This window comes from Catenuloplanes nepalensis (assembly GCF_030811575.1).
Lineage (GTDB): Bacteria > Actinomycetota > Actinomycetes > Mycobacteriales > Micromonosporaceae > Catenuloplanes > Catenuloplanes nepalensis.
On the sequence record NZ_JAUSRA010000001.1, the window covers coordinates 3166615 to 3182887 of the forward strand.

The 16273-nt window shown below is 74.6% G+C and carries 11 protein-coding genes; all 11 read right to left on the reverse strand.

Features of this window, described 5'->3' with window-relative positions; translation table 11 throughout:
• Positions 1–136: 136 nt before the first annotated feature.
• Genes J2S43_RS13440 through amcC form a run of 11 tightly spaced genes read right to left on the reverse strand, consistent with a single transcriptional unit; the run spans position 137 to position 16258 of the window.
• Positions 137–5332, reverse strand: a complete 5196-nt coding sequence (locus tag J2S43_RS13440; RefSeq protein ID WP_306829322.1) for a non-ribosomal peptide synthetase — start codon at positions 5330–5332, stop codon at positions 137–139.
• A gap of 16 nt (positions 5333–5348) precedes the next feature.
• Entirely contained in the window at positions 5349–7412 is a 2064-nt protein-coding gene (locus tag J2S43_RS13445; RefSeq protein WP_306829323.1) for a beta-ketoacyl synthase N-terminal-like domain-containing protein, read from the reverse strand.
• A 2-nt stretch (positions 7413–7414) separates the two neighbouring features.
• Positions 7415–7645 carry a phosphopantetheine-binding protein gene (locus tag J2S43_RS13450; protein WP_306829324.1) on the reverse strand — a complete coding sequence of 77 codons (231 nt, stop codon included), beginning with the start codon at positions 7643–7645 and terminating at the stop codon, positions 7415–7417.
• Entirely contained in the window at positions 7642–9342 is a 1701-nt protein-coding gene (locus J2S43_RS13455) for a condensation domain-containing protein (protein ID WP_306829327.1), read from the reverse strand. Before J2S43_RS13455 ends, J2S43_RS13450 begins: the two co-directional genes overlap by 4 nt.
• Positions 9339–10922, reverse strand: a complete 1584-nt coding sequence (locus tag J2S43_RS13460; RefSeq protein WP_306829328.1) for an amino acid adenylation domain-containing protein — start codon at positions 10920–10922, stop codon at positions 9339–9341. Before J2S43_RS13460 ends, J2S43_RS13455 begins: the two co-directional genes overlap by 4 nt.
• The gene (amcH, locus tag J2S43_RS13465; RefSeq protein WP_306829330.1) at positions 10919–12340 is read right to left on the reverse strand and encodes an adenylate-forming 2-oxoglutaryl-ACP ligase AmcH; all 1422 of its coding nucleotides are present in this window, start codon (positions 12338–12340) and stop codon (positions 10919–10921) included. Before amcH ends, J2S43_RS13460 begins: the two co-directional genes overlap by 4 nt.
• Entirely contained in the window at positions 12337–12903 is a 567-nt protein-coding gene (gene amcG, locus J2S43_RS13470; RefSeq protein ID WP_306829331.1) for a cispentacin moiety biosynthesis protein AmcG, read from the reverse strand. Before amcG ends, amcH begins: the two co-directional genes overlap by 4 nt.
• Positions 12900–14003 (reverse strand): cispentacin biosynthesis acyltransferase subunit AmcF, encoded by a 1104-nt coding sequence (gene amcF / locus J2S43_RS13475; protein ID WP_306829332.1) that lies wholly within the window; start codon positions 14001–14003, stop codon positions 12900–12902. The genes amcG and amcF overlap by 4 nt, the downstream gene beginning before the upstream one ends.
• Positions 14000–14497: a cispentacin biosynthesis cyclizing decarboxylase AmcE gene (gene amcE / locus J2S43_RS13480; RefSeq protein WP_306829333.1), complete on the reverse strand. Its 498-nt coding sequence runs from the start codon at positions 14495–14497 to the stop codon at positions 14000–14002. The genes amcF and amcE overlap by 4 nt, the downstream gene beginning before the upstream one ends.
• On the reverse strand, positions 14490–14915 hold the full coding sequence (locus tag J2S43_RS13485; protein WP_306829334.1) for an acyl-CoA thioesterase: 426 nt from the start codon (positions 14913–14915) through the stop codon (positions 14490–14492). Before J2S43_RS13485 ends, amcE begins: the two co-directional genes overlap by 8 nt.
• Positions 14912–16258: an amipurimycin biosynthesis protein AmcC gene (amcC, locus tag J2S43_RS13490; RefSeq protein WP_306829335.1), complete on the reverse strand. Its 1347-nt coding sequence runs from the start codon at positions 16256–16258 to the stop codon at positions 14912–14914. Before amcC ends, J2S43_RS13485 begins: the two co-directional genes overlap by 4 nt.
• Between the last annotated feature and the right edge of the window lie 15 nt (positions 16259–16273).

A 16273-nucleotide genomic window follows, 5' to 3' on the forward strand; every position in this document is an offset into this window, starting at 1 on the left:
CGGCGGGCCGCGAGAAGTCGGGAACCGCGGACCTACGAGGGCGGTGTCTCGTTCTGACCGCGTTCCGCCGGCGGGCCAGAGGCGTGCCGCCGTCCCGCACGTGTTTTCGGCGACGTGCGGGACGGCCTCGCGCGGATCAGCCGTGGTCGGCGGTGCCGGTGTGCGGCGAGGTGCGGCCCAGCGCCCGGAGGCCGACCAGGTCGGCGGGGGTGGCGTCGGGACTGTCGTCGACCAGGCCGGGAAGCCGGACGGCCAGCGCGACCGCGGCCAGCAGGGCGATCGCCGGGCCGAGCAGGAGGTAGGGCGTCCCGATCTCCCGTCCCGGGCCGAGCAGCGGGAGAGCGGCGGCGGCCAGCAGACCGAAGACCAGCGGGTACGCCGGCCAGGTGATGATCGCGTGGAGTGCGGACACCGGGCCGTGGACGTGCTCCGGGACCTTGACCTCCACGACCGCGGCGCGGATGCCGTCGAGGACGGTCAGCGCCAGGACAGTTCCGAACGCGCCGAGGCCGATCGTGGCCAGGCTCGGGTGCAGTCCGATGAGCAGGGCGAACGCGGCCGGTGGCAGCGTGCAGAGCACCAGCGCGCGCATCCGGTGCCGGGCCGGGCCGCCCCAGAACCGGATGACGAGACCGCCGAGCACTCCGCCCGCGGCGGCGCCGAGCAGCACCCAGGCCGCGCCGGTGAGCCCGCCGGTCGCGACGACCAGCGGCGGGATCAGCAGGAACAGCGGGGACAGCAGCAGGTGCAGCGCCACCAGGAAGATCAGCATCCGGCGGAGCCGGGCATCGCCCCACACGTACCCGAGCCCGATCGTGATGGTTGTCGATCCTGGCATGGTCTTCGGGAACCGGGTCAGGAGCGTGACCACGACCGCGACCGCGGAACCGAGCACGGCCACGGCGAGCACGGCCGGCAGGCCCGCGAGCGCCAGCAGGGCGACGGCCGCGACCGGCACGATCAGCCGGCCGGTGGTCATGGCGAGCCGGACGGTCCCGGTGGCGTGACCGAGGTAGCGCTTGGGGACGAGTTGCGGCACGGCGGAGTCGTGGGCGAGTCGCTGGAACGTGAGCGCCACCGACAGCAGTGCGAGCGCCGGATAGGCGTGCCAGGTCTGCGGGTTCTCGGTCAGGGCGAGCAGCAGCGCGGTCCCGCCCGCACCGGCACCGGCGGCGAGCAGCACCGCCCGGCGGTCCGCACCGTCGATCATCCGGCCCGCCCACGGTGCGACGAGCAGCCCGGGGATCACCCCGGCCACGGCCGACAGCGCGAACTCCACGGGCGAGCCGCCGGCCAGCAGGACCCAGATCGACAGCGCCACCATGGCCGTGGCCGTGCCGCCGAGCGAGACGAGCTGCGCGGCCGTCACGGCGAGGAATCCGCGCCAGGACGGCCCGTCGGGTGCGTCCCCGTGCGAGACGTCGCGCAGCCGCCACGCGTCCCCGCCGGCCGGCGTGCCCGCCGCGACCGCCGGGTGGACGGTCGTGACGATCTCGGCGAGTTCGGCCGCGCGGTGCTTCTGGAAGTAGTGGCCGGCCTCGTCGAGCAGCACCACGGCGGTGGTGTCCGCGAGATGGTGCCACTCGCGGAACCGCTCGCCGTGGAAGTCCGACGCGGAGTCGAGCTCCCCGGCCACGCTGATCACCGGTGCCCGCAGCCGGCCGGCCGGGCCGGCGAACAGGCGGGTGTAGTAGTCCTCCGCGGCCTCGGTGTCGCGGCGGGTGTCGTGCACGATCCGCCGGGCCTGCTCCGGGTCGAGGTCGCTCGTCTCGAGGCCGATCCCGGTCAGCCCGTCCGCGTAGGAGCGGTCGCTGCGCGCGGTGTCCGGGTTGACGAACCGGTCCAGCGCGCCGCCCGGCCGGGCGAACGGGAAGATCGCGCCGAGGTAGACCGCCTCCGGTATGCGCCCGGCGGCCTCCAGCAGCCGGGCGATCTCCACGATGAGCGCGGAGCCGACCCCGCAGTGCCCGTAGAGCGCGATCGGGCCGGTGACCCTGTCCTGGATCTCCCGCACGCAGCGGGCGGCGATCTCCTCGAGCGGCTCGCCGGTGCGGGGTAGCGCGACGGACCACAGCGCGTGCGTGTCCGGCAGCGCGTCGGCCAGCGGCTTGTACGCCATCGCGGTGCCCCCGCCGAACGGAACGGCGATGTAGCTGAGCGTCGTAGAACGCTCGGTCGTCAGCCGGTGCAGCAGCCCGTCCGGGGCCGTCGTGGCACTGTCGAGCCGGGCCGCGAGCCGGCGGATCGTCGGGTGGGTGAACAGATCCATCACGGCGAACGCGGAGTCGTCACCGGCCGCGCGCCGCATCCGCTCCACCACCTTGATCGCCATCAGTGAGTGGCCGCCCGCGGAGAAGAAGTCGTCGTCGATGCCGATGTCGTCGCGGTCCAGCGCCCCCGCCCACACCGCGTGGATCAGCCGCTCCGAGTCGGTCTCCGGCGCGGCCCGGTCCGCACCGGCGGCGGGCGCCGAGGGCGCGGGCAGCCGGCCCCGGTCGACCTTGCCGTTCGCGGTCAGCGGCAGCCGGTCCAGCGGCACGAACACGGTCGGGACCATGTAGGCCGGCAGCGCCGCGGTGAGGTGGGACCGCAGCGCCGCACCGGCCGCGGCACCGGCCACGTAGGCGACGAGCTGCGCGGCGGTGCCGGTCCCGTGCGTGGTCACCACGCACTCGTCGACGCCGGGGTGGCGGATCAGGTGCGCCTCGATCTCGCCCAGCTCGATCCGGTAGCCGCGGATCTTGACCTGGGCGTCGGCCCGGCCGAGGAACTCGATCACACCGTCCGAGTGGTACCGGCCGAGGTCACCGGTCCGGTAGAGCGCGGTACCGGTGCGGGGGTGGGTGACGAACGCGGCCGCGGTCCGTTCCGGATCCCGCCAGTAGCCGGCCGCCACGCCGTCACCGCCGATGTAGAGGTCGCCGGGCACGCCCACCGGCACGTCGCACATGCCGCGGTCGAGGATGTGGAACTGCTGGTTGGCCAGCGGCCGGCCGTACGGGATGGACGGCCACGCCGGGTCGACCTCGCCGATCGGGTGGAAGATCGACCAGATCGAGCCCTCGGTCGCGCCGCCCAGGCTGATGATCTCGGCGTCCGGGGCGAGCGCGCGAATCCGGCCGGGCAGCGACGGCGGGATCCAGTCGCCGGACATCATCACCAGCCGCAGCGAGGTCAGGTCCGTGCCCTCCCGCTCGGCGTGTTCGACCAGCAGCTCCATCAGCGCGGGCACGGAGTTCCAGACCGTGATCCGCCGGCCGGTGACGATCCGCGCCCACGCGGCCGGGTCCTTGTCCTCCTCGGGCCGGCCCATGACCAGCGTGGCGCCGGCCGCGAGGGTGCCGTAGACGTCGTAGACGGACAGGTCGAAGCTGAGCGCGGACAGCGCGAACACCCGGTCGTCCGGCCCGACCCGGAACCGGGCGGTGATGTCCCGGACCGTGTTCAGCGCGGCCCGGTGCGTGATCATGACGCCCTTCGGCGTGCCGGTCGACCCGGACGTGAAGATCACGTAGGCGAGATCGCCGGGATCGGCGCTCGGGGCCGACGCCGGGTCGCCCGAGGAGTCGGTCCCCGCCGTTGCCGGATCGCCCGGCGAGTCGGTCACGTCCAGCACGGTCAGGCCGTCCGGCCAGGTCAGGCGCGCGTGCCGGGCCGGCTGGGTGACCGCCACCGTGCAGCCGCCCCGGGCGATCAGCTCGTGCCGGCGTCGATCGGGCAGGTCCGCGTCGACCGGCAGGTAGGCGCCGCCGGCCTTGTTGATCGCCAGCACCGCGACGACCTGCTCCCAGCCGCGCGCCATCACCACGGCCACCAGGTCGCCCCGGCACACCCCGGCCCCGGCCAGCCGCGCCGCGAGGTGATCGGCCCGCCGGTCGACCTCCGCGTGCGAGAGAGTGCCCCCGGGGTGCATCACCGCGGGACGGCCGGGCGTGGCAGCGGCCCGGGCCGCGACCGGCGCGTGCAGGCACTCGTCGGGACCGAGGTCGGCGCCGGTGTCGTTCCACCGCACGCGCTCGGCCCGCTCAGGATCGGTGAGCAGCTCGTAGCGCGAGATCGGCGCGTGCGGGCCGGCCGCGATCCCCGCCAGCAGCATCCGGAAGTGTGCGGCCAGGCGCGCGATCGAGTCCGCCGTGAACAGCGCGGTGTTGTAGACCATCAGGAAGTCGCCGTCGCCGGCGGTGTGCAGTTCGAGATCGAAACGCGTGACCCGGTACGAGATGTCGACGTCCGTGGTGACGGTCAGCCCCGGGCGGTCGTGCTCGGCCGCCTCGTAACTCTGCATCGCGAAGACCACCTGGAACAGCGGCGACCGCGACACCTCCCGCGGCACGTTCAGCTCCGTGACCAGCCGCTCGAACGGCAGCTCCTGGTGGGCGAACGCGTTCCCGGCCGTGACACGCACCCGCTGCAACAGCTCCGCGAAGGTCGGGTCGCCGGACGCGTCGACGCGCATCGGCACCATGTTGATGAAGCAGCCGACCAGGTCGTCCAGCTCCGGCAGCGGCCGGCCCGCGGTCGGCGACCCGATCGTCACGTCGTCCTGCCGGGCCCGCCGCCCCAGCAGCACCGCCCAGGCCGCGAGCAGCACCATGTACGGCGTGGCCCGCTGCTTGCGCCCGATCCGGAACAGCGCGTCCATCACCTCCGGCGGGACCGAGAAGTCGTGCGCGGCCCCGGCGTGACTCGGCACCGGCGGCCGCGGCCGGTCGGTCGGCAGCTCCAGCGGCGCCACCCCGGCCAGCTGCTCCCGCCAGTACGCCACGTCCTCCTCGGCGCCGGGCAGGGCGCGCTGCCAGGCGGCGAAGTCGCGGTAGCGCACCGGCAGCTCCGGCAGCGGCTCCCCGGCCAGATCGGCGAGCACCTCGCCGAGCAGCAGCTCGGTGGCCCACCCGTCGGCCGCGATGTGGTGGATCGCCAGCGCGAACACGTGCTCGGCCGGCGACACCGAGATCAGCAGCGCGCGCGCCACCGGGCCGGTCGCCAGGTCGAACGGGACGGCCAGAAAATCATCGAGCAGCGTGGGTACGTCGCCGCCGTCCACGACGTCGAGCGGGATCGTGCCGTCGGCGTCGATGTGCACGACCGGCCGGCCGTCCACGGTCGCGGGGAAGCGGGTCCGCAGCGGTTCGTGCCGGGCCGCGACCCGGTCCAGCGCCGCCCGCAGCGCCTCCGGGTCGACCGCGCCGTGCAGCCGCCACACCTCCGGGATCGTGTACGCGGTCGAACCCGGCGCGTACGCGTCCATGAACCAGAGGCGTTCCTGGGCGTACGACATCACGGGTTCGCCGTCGTCGGGCAGGACCGGGATCGTGGTGGTCAGGTCGCTCATCAGCGTTCTCCGGAGGTCATCGGGGCGCGCCGCTCACCAGCGCGGCGAGCTCGCGGATCGTGGCGTTGTCGAAGAGATCCATGACCGTGAGACGGGGTGCGTCCGGGCCGAGCACCGAGTTGAGCCGGGTCAGCACGCGGGTTGCGTGCAGCGAGTGGCCGCCGAGGTCGAAGAAGTCGTCGTCCACGCCCACCGCGTCCAGGTGCAGCACGTCCCGCCACACCTCCGCGATCGCCAGCTCGGCCGGGGTGGACGGCGCGGTCCCCGGCGCGGTGGTCTCCGGCACCGGAGAGAAGTCGACCGTGTAGCGCTCACGCTGGAACGGGTAGGTGGGCAGCGCGACCCGGCGTGGCGCGCGGCCCTCGTGCAGCGTGGCCCAGCGGACCGGCACCCCGGCCCGCCACAGCAGGCCGATGGCGTGCAGCGAAGAGTCCGACCCGTCGGGGCCGGTCGCCAGCGAGGACAGCACCTGCCGCGGGTCCAGCCCGGTCCGGGCCGCGCACTCGTCGACGACCGCGCGGAAGGCCGGCTCCCGTGCAAACCGCTCGTGTGCCGTACCCGCGAGGTCGTGGGGTTCGGCGAAGCCGCCTTCCGAAGGCCGGCCGTCCTCCGCGGTGGAGTCCGCCGCAAGGTCCGCCAGGCCCGCGATCACCTCGTCGAGGTCGCGGCCGACCACGAACGCCCGGTGCGCGAACGCGACCCGCCCGGTCTGCAGCGTCCACGCCACGTCGCCGACCGCCGGCCGGTCCCGCGCGAGCACGTCCCGCAGCCGCGCCGCCGACTCCGCTAGCGCCGCCGGTGTCCGCGCGGACAGCGGCAGCAGGTGCGGCCGCCCGTCGCCCGGCGACGCGGGAGCCACCGGCGCCTCCTCGACGACGAGGTGCGCGTTAGTGCCGCCGATCCCGATCGAGTTGACCCCGGCGCGGCGCGGTCGCGCACCCGGCGGCCACGGCGTCGCCGCGCCGGTCACCGTGAACGGCCCGAGGTCGAGCAGCGGGTTCGCACGGCGGAAGTGCGCCGTACCCGGGATCAGGCCGTGCCGCAGCGACAGGATCACCTTGATCAGGCCGAGCACGCCCGCGGCCGCGTCCGTGTGGCCGATGTTCGACTTGACCGAGCCGAGCACGGTCCGCCCACCCGGCCCGAACGCCTCGGACAGCGCGCGCACCTCGATCGTGTCGCCGATCGGCGTGCCGGTGCCGTGCGCCTCCACGTATCCGACTGTGGCCGGTGCGACGTCCGCGACCTGGTACGCGCCCCGGATCGCGGCCACCTGCCCGGCCACGCCCGGCGCGGTGAAGCCGACCTTCCCGGCGCCGTCGTTGCTCAGCGCGGACCCGAGCAGCACCGCCTCGACGTGGTCACCGTCCGCGAGCGCGTCGGAGAGCCGCTTGAGCACGACGATCCCGGCGCCGTCCGCGTCGACCATGCCGTCCGCGTCCGCGTCGAACGGCCGGCAGTACCCGTCCGAGGAGAGCAGCTCGCCGTCGTCGTCCTCGCCGGCGCCGCGCAGCGAGACGCCGCCGGCCAGCGCCAGGTCGCACTCGCCGGCCAGCAGCGCCTGGCCGGCCAGGTGCACCGCGACGGCCGAGGTGGAGCAGGCCGTGCTCACCGTGACGGCCGGGCCGCGCAGGTCCAGCCTGTACGCCACCCGGCCGGTCAGGAAGTCCCGCCCGGCGGCGAGCCGCAGCTGCTCGCGGGTGACCTCCGGGAACCGGTCCCGGTGCGCGCGCAGCACGGCGAGATGGTCGGTGTCGCTGCCGCCCGCGTAGACGCCGACGACGCCCGGGTACGCGCCCGGGTCGTACCCGGCGTGCTCCAGCGCCTCCCAGGCGCACTCCAGGAACACCCGGTCCTGCGGGTCGAGCAGCCGCGCCTCGACGGCGCTCATCCCGAAGAAGCCGGCGTCGAAGAGGTCGGCGCCGGACACCGTGCCGTGCCGGCGCCCGGAGCCGGTGAGCGTGGTCAGGTCGAGGCCCGCGGCGAGCGCGGCCCAGAACTCGCCGAGGTCCGCGGCGCCGGGGAGCCGGGCGGCCACCCCGATGACGGCCACGGCGGTCTGCAGGTCGTCGTCGTCCATGGTCAGCCGCGGGCCTCGTCCAGCAGCCGGGAGAGGCCGCCGACCGTCGGGTTCTCCAGGATCGTGCGCACCGGCACCCGCAGGCCCAGCTCGGCCCGCAACCGGGACGCCATCTGGACCGCGATCATCGAGTGCCCGCCGAGCGCGTAGAAGTCGTCGTCGGCGCCGACGTCCGGCACCCCGAACAGCTCGCACCAGACCTTGGCGACCACCGTGGCCGTGTCCGTCGTCATTCGCCTGCTCCTCGTGCGGTCCGTCGTTGCATGAGCCGGTTCCGGCGTTCGCGCAGCCCGGCGGCGGCGCGCACCGGTGCGGCCGGTGCGGCGGGGGAGGCCGGGGACGCCAGGTGCCGGGCGAGCGCGGCGATCGTCGGGAACTCCAGCAGGGTCACCAGCGGCGTCCTGATCCCGGTGCGCTCGCCGATCAACACGTGCACGGTGGCGAGCGCGAACGACGTACCCCCGAGGTCGAAGAAGTTGTCGTCGCGGCCGACGTCGTCGCGCCCGAGGACCTCGGACCAGATCCGCTCCAGATCCATTTCCAGATCACCGGGGTACGGCGCGGGCGCGCTCACTGCCCTCGTCGTATCGGGTGCCGTGGCCGGCCGCACGGCCGGAAGCGTGGGAGCGGGCAGCGTGCGGATCGGCGCGGCCGGATCCGCGACCGCGGCGACCAGCAGCCGCTCGAACGACGCCGCCATCCCCGCGACCGTCTCCGCCTCGAACAGGTCGGTCCGGTAGGTGAGCGTCAGGTCGAAGTCGTCCCGGCCCGCGGCCGCCCGGAACAGCAGCATGTCGAGGTCGACCTTGGCACCGGACGGCGGCAGGTCGATCGGGGTGGCGCGCAGCCCGGCCAGGCGCGGGCTGACGATCGGCTCCGGCTCGAACGAGAAGAACGCCTGGACCAGCGGCGCATGCCCGGGATCGCGGTCCGGCGCGAGCTCCCGCACCAGCTGCTCCATCGTCACCTCGCGGTGGGTGAGCACGTCGAGCAGCTCCGCCTGCACGGACCGGCACAGCTCGGCGAACCCCGCGTCGGCGTGCGCCTCGACCAGCACCGGCAGCGTGGTGGCGAAGAACCCGATCATGTGCTCCAGCTCGGGCCGGTCGCGGGCGCTCACCGGCACGCCGACCAGCACGTCCCGGGTGCCGGCCAGCCGGGACAGCAGCGTGCCGTACGCGGTCAGCATCAGCGTGAACGGCGTGATCCGCAGCTCCCGGGCCAGCCGCAGCGCCGGCGCCATCACCGCGGCGGGCAGCGGGTGCCGGTGGTTGCCGCCGTGCGTGCCGGCGACCGGCGGGCGCGGCCGGTCGGCCGGCAGCCGCAGCGTCATCGGCACCCCGGCCAGGCGCTCCTTCCACCAGTCCAACTGCTCGTCGTCCACCGGGCGGGCCCGCTCCCAGGCCGCGTAGTCGGTGTACCGCAGCGCGGGCGGGGTGGAGTCGGCGAGCGCGTCGAAGAACACCTGCAGCGACGCGCCGTCGGAGATCAGCTGGTGCATCGAGACGACGAACAGGTGCTCCTCCGGCGCGGTCCGGATCAGCCGGGTGCGCAGCAGCGGTCCGCGCCGCAGGTCGAACGGCTCGTCCGCCCACTCCTGCGCCAGCCGCGGCGCGTCGGAGCCCGCGTCGATCACCGGAAGGTCCACGGTGACCTCGCCGACCCGCTGCACCGGCTCGAACGGCGGCACGGTGCCGGGCACGAACGTGGTGCGCAGCGACGGGTGCCCGGCTACGACGGCGGCGAGCGCGTCCCGCAGCCGGGGCACGTCGAGCGGCCCTTCGAGGCGCACCGCGACCGTGATGTTGTACATCGGTGTGCCCGGATACAGCAGCTCGACCAGGTACACCGCCCGCTGCGCGCCGGACAGCGGCCCCTCGTCGGCGCCCAGGGCCGGGATGTCGTCCGGCGCGGTGACCCGCTCGATCACGTGGCCCGCCCGGCGAGCGTGAGCCGGTCGATCTTGCCGCTCGGGGTGCGCGGCAGCGACTCCACGGCCTCGGCCCGGACCGGCACCATGTAGGCCGGCAGCCGCTCGCGCAGCATCGTCAGCAGGCCCGCCGCCCAGGTGGCGGGGTCCTCGGGCACCGACTTCGGCACGACGAACGCGCGCAGGCTGCGCTCCTCGGCCGCGGTGCCGGCGACCACCACCACGGCCTGCCCGACGGTCGGGTCCGAGGCCAGCACGCTCTCGATCTCGCCGAGCTCGATCCGGAAGCCGCGCACCTTGACCTGGGTGTCCTGCCGGCCGAGGAACTCCAGCAGCCCGTCCGGGAGGACCCGGCCCAGGTCCCCGGTGCGGTAGGCGGGCACGGCCTGATCGAGCGGGTCCGTGACGTAGGTCTTCGCGGTGCGCTCGGGCAGCCCGAGGTAGCCGGGCCCGACCGCGATCCCGGTGATCCACAGCTCGCCGGTCTCGCCGTCCGGCACCGGCCGGCCGTCCGGATCGCAGACCCGGATGCCGGTGCCGGTGATCGGGGTGCCGATCGACGGCAGGTCCGGCCAGGTGGACACGTCCGCGGGCAGCCGGTACGCGGTGGCGACGTGCGTCTCGGTGGTGCCCCACTGGTTGACCAGCCGGCAGTCCGGCAGCCGGGTGAACATCGCCCGGATCGCGGCCGTGGCCTGCACCTGCTCGCCCGAGGTGAGGATCTCGCGCAGCGGGTGCGTGGCCGGGGTGGTGTCGTCGGCGAACAGCGCCAGCGACTGGATCATCACGAACGGCACGAAGATCCGGTTGATCCGCTCCCGCTCGATGAGGTCCCAGAGCAGCTGCGGGTCCAGCCGCTCGTCGTCGACGCAGCAGATCACGGTCCCGCCGGTGCTGAGCGTGGGCAGCACCTCCTGGTAGATCACGTCGAACGACGCGGGGGAGAACTGGAGGGTACGGTCGCCCGCACCGGACGTGCTGGCCTCCGCCTGCCAGGCCACCAGGTTCGCGAGGTTGTCGTGGCCGTAGCGCACGCCCTTCGGCCGCCCGGTCGACCCGGAGGTGTAGACCACGTACGCGACGCCGTCGAGAGCCTGTGTCGACACCTGGGCCTCGCCGTAGCCCGTCTCCCACGTCGATACGGGCTCGGGGTCCGGGTTCGGCCGAGCTTCGCCCGCGGTGGCGTAGTGCACCGCGCCGTCCGTCTCCACCGTGGTGAAGCCGCCCAGCCGGTCCAGCGGCCCCTGATGGCCGACGATCAGCTGCACGCCCGCGTCCGCGCACATGAAGGTGAGCCGCTCGGCCGGGTAGGTCACGTCCAGCGGCACCGCCACGCAGCCGGAGCGCAGCAGCCCGACCAGCGTCACGACCAGCTCCACCGACCGCTCCAGGTGCACGCCCACGGCCGTGCCGGGCACCGCGCCGAGCGCCGCCACCCGCGCCGCCACGTCCGCCGACCGGTCCCACAGCGTGCGGTAGTCGACGGACTCGCGGGCCGAGCGGACCGCCTCGGCCTCCGGGTGCAGCCGCACACGCTCGGCGACCGCGCGCAGCGACGGGACATCCAGGTCGAAGTTCATTTACGCCATTCCTCCGTCGGTGCCTGGCACAGGGTGATCCGATGTGGTCGTTCAGCGCGGAGCAGCACTCGGTTGAGCGCGCGCTCGATCTCGGCCGCGGTCCGCGGCCCGGGGTCGTCCACCGTGACGTCGAGGCTGTAGCGCAGCTCGTCCCGGTCGTCGCGGTAAACGGTGGTGCGCGCGTGCCGGACGCCCGGCACCTCGCCGGCGAGCCGGCGTACCGACGGCAGCCACACCTTCTCGCCGCCGACGATGACCGAGTCGGCGGTCCGGCCGCGGAAGAAGTGGTAGCCGTCGTCGTCGATGTCGAACCGGTCGCCGGTGGCGACCGTGCCCGGAACGGCCGGTGCGGAGCCGGGCAGCCGCCGGCGCATCACCGTGTCCGACTCGACGACCAGCTCGGCGCCGGGCCCGTCGCCGATGGGCTCGCGCAGGTGGGTGCGCACGCCGGGCAGGGGCGTGCCGACCGAGGTCCAGCGGTGCTCCGGCTCGCGGTGCGCGGCGAGCGTGGTCACCCGCGGGCCGGCCTCGGTGAGGCCGTAGGTCAGGTACAGCTCGCGCTGCGGGCCGGCGGTCAGCAGCGTGCGGACGTGCGCCCGGTCGAGCGCGTCACCGCCGACGGTGAGCACCCGCAGGCCGGCGGGGTCGGCGGGTGGTTCCGCGGCAAGCCGGGCCGCGCCGCTGGGCGTCAGCGAGGAGACCGTGACGTCGTGCGCGCGGACCGTGCCGGCGAACGAGGCCGGGGTGAAAGGCGGGCCGGAGACGACCAGCCGCGACCCGCGCACGAACGCGGCCAGTGCCTGCGCGACCAGGCCGTAGGAGTAGTACAGCGGCAGTGACACCAGCACGGTGTCGCCGGCGCGCTGGCCGATCGAGGTGGCGTGCCGGCCGGCGTTGCGCAGCATCGCGTCGATGCCGTGCAGGCAGCCGCTGGTGATCCCGGAGGTGCCGGAGGTCATCATGACCACCTCGCCCGGCTGATAGCGGTAGCGGGGCTCGCCCGCGTCGCCGAGGAGGACGGCCTCGCAGCGGTCGCCGAGCGGGTGGACCGTGGTCGCGCCGTAGCGGGCCGGGTCGATCCGGGGTGCGATCAGCGCGGCGCCGCCGAACGCGCGGCTGATCTCGGTGATCCGGGCCGCGCCGGCGCCCGGCGGCACCAGCACCGGGACCGCCCCGGCCAGCAACGTGCCGAAGAAGGCGGCGAGCGTGAGCCGGCCGTTCGGCATCGCGATCAGGACCAGCGCGCCGGGCGGCAGGCCCAGGCCGGCGATCGCGTCCACGACGTCCGCGGGCGCACCGGCGGCCGCTGTCCCCCCGCGTGCGGCGGCGGCCGGGTCGGCGTCCACGGCCGAGCCCAGGAAGGACAGCACCGCGGCTCGCTCGGGCACCCCCGCGGTGATGATCCCGGCCGTGGTCATCGCGGCGTCTCCGTGACCACGTCGCAGCGCACGTCGTGCCCGCGTTCCGGGGAGTGTCCGCGTTCCGGGGAGTGTCCGTTCTCCGGCGGATGTTCGCGCTCCGGCGCGTGCTCGTGCGTGGCCACGACGACCTGTGCCGCCGCGCCGGTCCGCAGCCACTGCCGCGCCATGATCAGCGCTGCCGGTGCTCCGTCCTCCGGCCCGGTGGTGATCACCAGCGTCGGCCCGCGGAAGCCGTGTACCTGCGCCACCAGACTCACCGGGCTCCCGGCGCTGGCCCCGGCGAACCGCAACGGCGACAGCCGCCCGCTCGGCACGGCACGCGCCAGCGCCCGCATGGTGTCGAGCGTGCTGTGCGTGCTGACCAGCACCATGGCGGTGCCGTCCGCGGTCGCCCGCACCGATTCCGGCGCGCCGGCCCACAGCTCGTCGACCGCGCGCAGCACCGTCCACGAGGCCGCGTCCGCGTACAGCGACGGAATGCGCCGGCTCGGCGTGGAGTCGTGAGTCCGGGCCGTGGCCAGGGACACCAGCCCGGCGGCGGCGAACGTCTCGGGCGTCATGCGGCCGCCTCCAGCGCCAGGCAGGTGGTGAACCCGCCGAACCCGATGGTGACGCTCAGCCCGAGGCCAGCCGTGATCGGTAGCGGCGCACCGGTGGGCAGCGGCAGCGGGAAGCCGGGCATCACGGTCTCCAGCCCGGCGATCGGCGGCACCCGCCCGTCGCGCAGCGCCAGCAGCACCGCGACGGCCTCCAGCGCCCCGGTGGCGCCGAGCGTGTGCCCGAACGCGCCCTTGGTCGCGAACACCACCGGCGCCGCGGCCTCACCGAACGCGGTGGTGAACGCGAGGGATTCGATGTCGTCGTTGACCGGTGTGCCCGACCCGTGCGCGTTGATCACCGCGACGTCGCCGGTGTTCCGGCCGGCCGCGGCCAGCGCGGCTCGGACCGCCCGGACGACCGTGTCGCCGCTCGGGTCCGGCGCGGTGGGTCCCGCGGCGTCGTTCGCCGCGCCGACGCCGATCAGCCGGCCCAGCGGGCGTACCCTCCGGTCAAGGTCTTTCTCCAGCACCAGGAACGCCGCGCCCTCGCCGAGGATCGTGCCGTCGTGGGCCGCGTCGAAACTTCGCAGCGCGGTCGGTGACATGGTGCCGAGCGCGGAGTGCCCGAGCCGCTTGGCCGGGGTGAGCACGTCGACGCCGCCGACGACGCAGATCTCCTCCTCGCCCGCGTCGATCAGTGCGGCCCCGACCGCGATCGCGTCCGAGCCGGCCGAGCACGCGGTGCTGACCATGAGCGGGCGCCGGGCCAGGCCGAGCTCCGACGCGAGCGTCGCACCCCACAGATCAAGACCGTCCGGGGGTACGTCCAGGTGCGCGCCGTAGCTGGTGCCGAGCACCAGCCGCAGCCGCGGGTCGGCGGGCTCCAGCCCGGCCTCGGCCAGCGCGGCCCGCAGCGGCTTCGCCCCGGCCTCGAACTGGCGCCGCACCGGATCCAGGTCCGCCGGCAGGCCCGGCAGCGCAGCCGCCCGGTCGTTGCGCAGCGGATAGGCGGACGCCACCGGCGCGACCCCACTCTGCCCGGCAAGCAGCGCCCGCCACACGCCGTCGGTGTCCGCGCCGAGCGCGGTGTTCCACGCCATCCCGGTGATCAGCACGCTCACCACCACTGGTGTCCCATGTCCGCGGCCTTGCGGCGCACCAGGTTGGCGCGGAACGCCGCGACCGGCGTCGAGTCGACGACGGCCCGGCCGGAGAAGAAGAACGCGTCGTCGAGCAACCGGTCGACGGTGATCGTGATGGTCACGGTGTCGCCGGGCGTGACGATCCGGAAGAACCGGGAGTTCATCGCGCCGACCAGGGTCAGCTCGTCGTCGGCCAGCTTCGACGTGCTGACCTGGAACAGGATGATCCCGGACTGGGCGAAGGCCTGGCTGAGGTGGCTGGCCGGGTAGATCGCGCGCTCCGGGAAGTGCCCGGCGACCGCGTCGATCTGCGCGGAGACGGTGAGCCGGCTGACCAGCCGCACGCCCGGCACGTAGTCGAGCACCCGGTCCAGGTAGAGCATCGGGTGCCGGTGGCGCAGCCACGTCTTGATCTCGGTGAAGCCCATCGAGCGGCTGTGGTCGTCGGACAGGCGGCTGGGGTCGTCAGACATCGGAGCGGGTCTCCTCGAGGACGGCGCGCAGGGCGGGGAGCAGCACGCTGGGCGCGCCGGTGGTGCGGTCGGTGAGCGCGACGACGAGCGAGCCGGTGGCCAGCTCGGCGTCGTCGGCGTCGCGCCGGATCGCCACGTCGATCCGGGCGCGTGCGGCGCCGAGGTGCCCGACGGCCGGCACCAGGCGCAGCTCGTCGGGGTAGCGGGCGGGGGAGCGGTACCGCGTGGTCGCCTCCGTGACGACCAGGTCGAACCCGGCGGCGGCGAGCACGCCGAGGCCGACGCCGAGCCGTTCGAGGTTCGCCAGCAGCGCGGTCTCCTGCAGTGCCGGGTAGCGGGCGAAGTGCACGACGCCGGACGCGTCGGTGTCGGCGTGCTCGACCCGGCGGCGGACCGGCAACATCCGCGCGCCGGTCATGACGTGGTCTTCCGGACCGCGTGCGAGCCGTCGGTCAGCCGGGCGGCGATCGCCTCGACGTCGTCAACGGTGGACACCAGCGGCGGCGCCACCCGCATGGTCGCGTTGAGGTACCGCAGGCCGTGCGAGCGCCGCCCGGCCCCGGACATGAACTCCACGTACACCCCGTTGCGGATCATGGTCGAGCGCAGCTCGCCGAGGTTCGCGGCGGCGTGGTCGGTCAGCTCGACGCCGTGGATCAGGCCGGTGCCGCGCGCCTCCCGGTAGAGGTCGGGGAAGTCGGCGACCAGCCGGTCGCGCAGCAGCTCGCCCAGCCGGCCGCCGACCGTCGCGGAGCGCTCCAGCAGCCCTTCGGCGACGATGTGCTCCAGCCCGGCGCGGATCACCGCGCAGGTCAGCGGCCGCAGGTCCGAGGTGGACACGGTGCCGGTCGGGCGCACGCCGAGCTCGCGGCGCGCGATGACCATCGAGGTGGAGACCGCGCCCATGCCGAGGCTCTTGCCGATCACGGTGACGTCGGTCGGGATCGCGCCCCGCTCGTCGGTCATCGCGAAGAACCGGCCGGTCTTGGCGAACGTCAGCACCTCGTCCGCGACCAGCAGCGCGCCGCTCTCCTTCGCCAGCGCGGCCAGCTCGCGTAGGTAGCCCTCGGGAGGGGTGAGGATCCCGGCGTCGCCCTGGATCGGCTCGACCACGACCGCGAGCACCCGGCCGCCGTTGGACGCGAACCACTCCCGGGCCGCGTCCGGGTCACCGAACGGGATGTGCTCGGTGCGGAACCCGAACCGCTCCGGGTCGACCGAGGGCAGGCCGATCCGGTAGTGGCGGCGGTTCATCAGCGGCAGCAGGCCGCCGGACCAGCCGTGCCAGGCGCCCTCGAAGCCGAGCACGACGTCGCGCTCCTCGGCGCCGGGCACGGCCCGCAGCCGGCGGTGGTCGAAACGCGACTCCAGCACCAGGCGCAGGGCAAGCTCCATCCCCTCCGAGCCGGAGTTGCGGCCGCTGACTCGGTAGTCCGCGGCCGGGAACCGGTCGGCGAACAGCCCGCCGGGCGCGAACAGCCGCTCCAGCAGCAGCGCGCGCTCGGCCGAGGCGATCTCGTCGGTGACGTAGCCGGCCGTGCGGACCGCGTCCGCCATCGCCGTGGCGATCACCTCCGGTCCGGCGCCGAGGCAGGCGGAGCCGTAGCCGCCGCTGGCGTCCAGCACGTCGAACGCGCGGCCGGCGTCGTCGCCGGACAGCTCGACGAAGCGCTGGACGAGACCGCTGGCCCCGGTGCAGCCGAAGGGCAGGCGGTCCGGGCCGTAGTGGTTGAACTGGACGTCACGGTCGAACCAGGGCATGGCTGTTCCTCTCGG

What these genes read in the sequence shown, in the direction of transcription:
- amcH (WP_306829330.1), bottom strand. Translation starts at nt 12,340, where the DNA reads ATGACCACGGCCGGGATCATCACCGCGGGGGTGCCCGAGCGAGCCGCG.
- J2S43_RS13445 (WP_306829323.1), bottom strand. Translation starts at nt 7,412, where the DNA reads ATGGACGACGACGACCTGCAGACCGCCGTGGCCGTCATCGGGGTGGCC.
- amcE (WP_306829333.1), bottom strand. Translation starts at nt 14,497, where the DNA reads ATGTCTGACGACCCCAGCCGCCTGTCCGACGACCACAGCCGCTCGATG.
- J2S43_RS13440 (WP_306829322.1), bottom strand. Translation starts at nt 5,332, where the DNA reads ATGAGCGACCTGACCACCACGATCCCGGTCCTGCCCGACGACGGCGAA.
- amcC (WP_306829335.1), bottom strand. Translation starts at nt 16,258, where the DNA reads ATGCCCTGGTTCGACCGTGACGTCCAGTTCAACCACTACGGCCCGGAC.
- J2S43_RS13450 (WP_306829324.1), bottom strand. Translation starts at nt 7,645, where the DNA reads ATGACGACGGACACGGCCACGGTGGTCGCCAAGGTCTGGTGCGAGCTG.
- J2S43_RS13485 (WP_306829334.1), bottom strand. Translation starts at nt 14,915, where the DNA reads ATGACCGGCGCGCGGATGTTGCCGGTCCGCCGCCGGGTCGAGCACGCC.
- J2S43_RS13460 (WP_306829328.1), bottom strand. Translation starts at nt 10,922, where the DNA reads ATGAACTTCGACCTGGATGTCCCGTCGCTGCGCGCGGTCGCCGAGCGT.
- amcG (WP_306829331.1), bottom strand. Translation starts at nt 12,903, where the DNA reads ATGACGCCCGAGACGTTCGCCGCCGCCGGGCTGGTGTCCCTGGCCACG.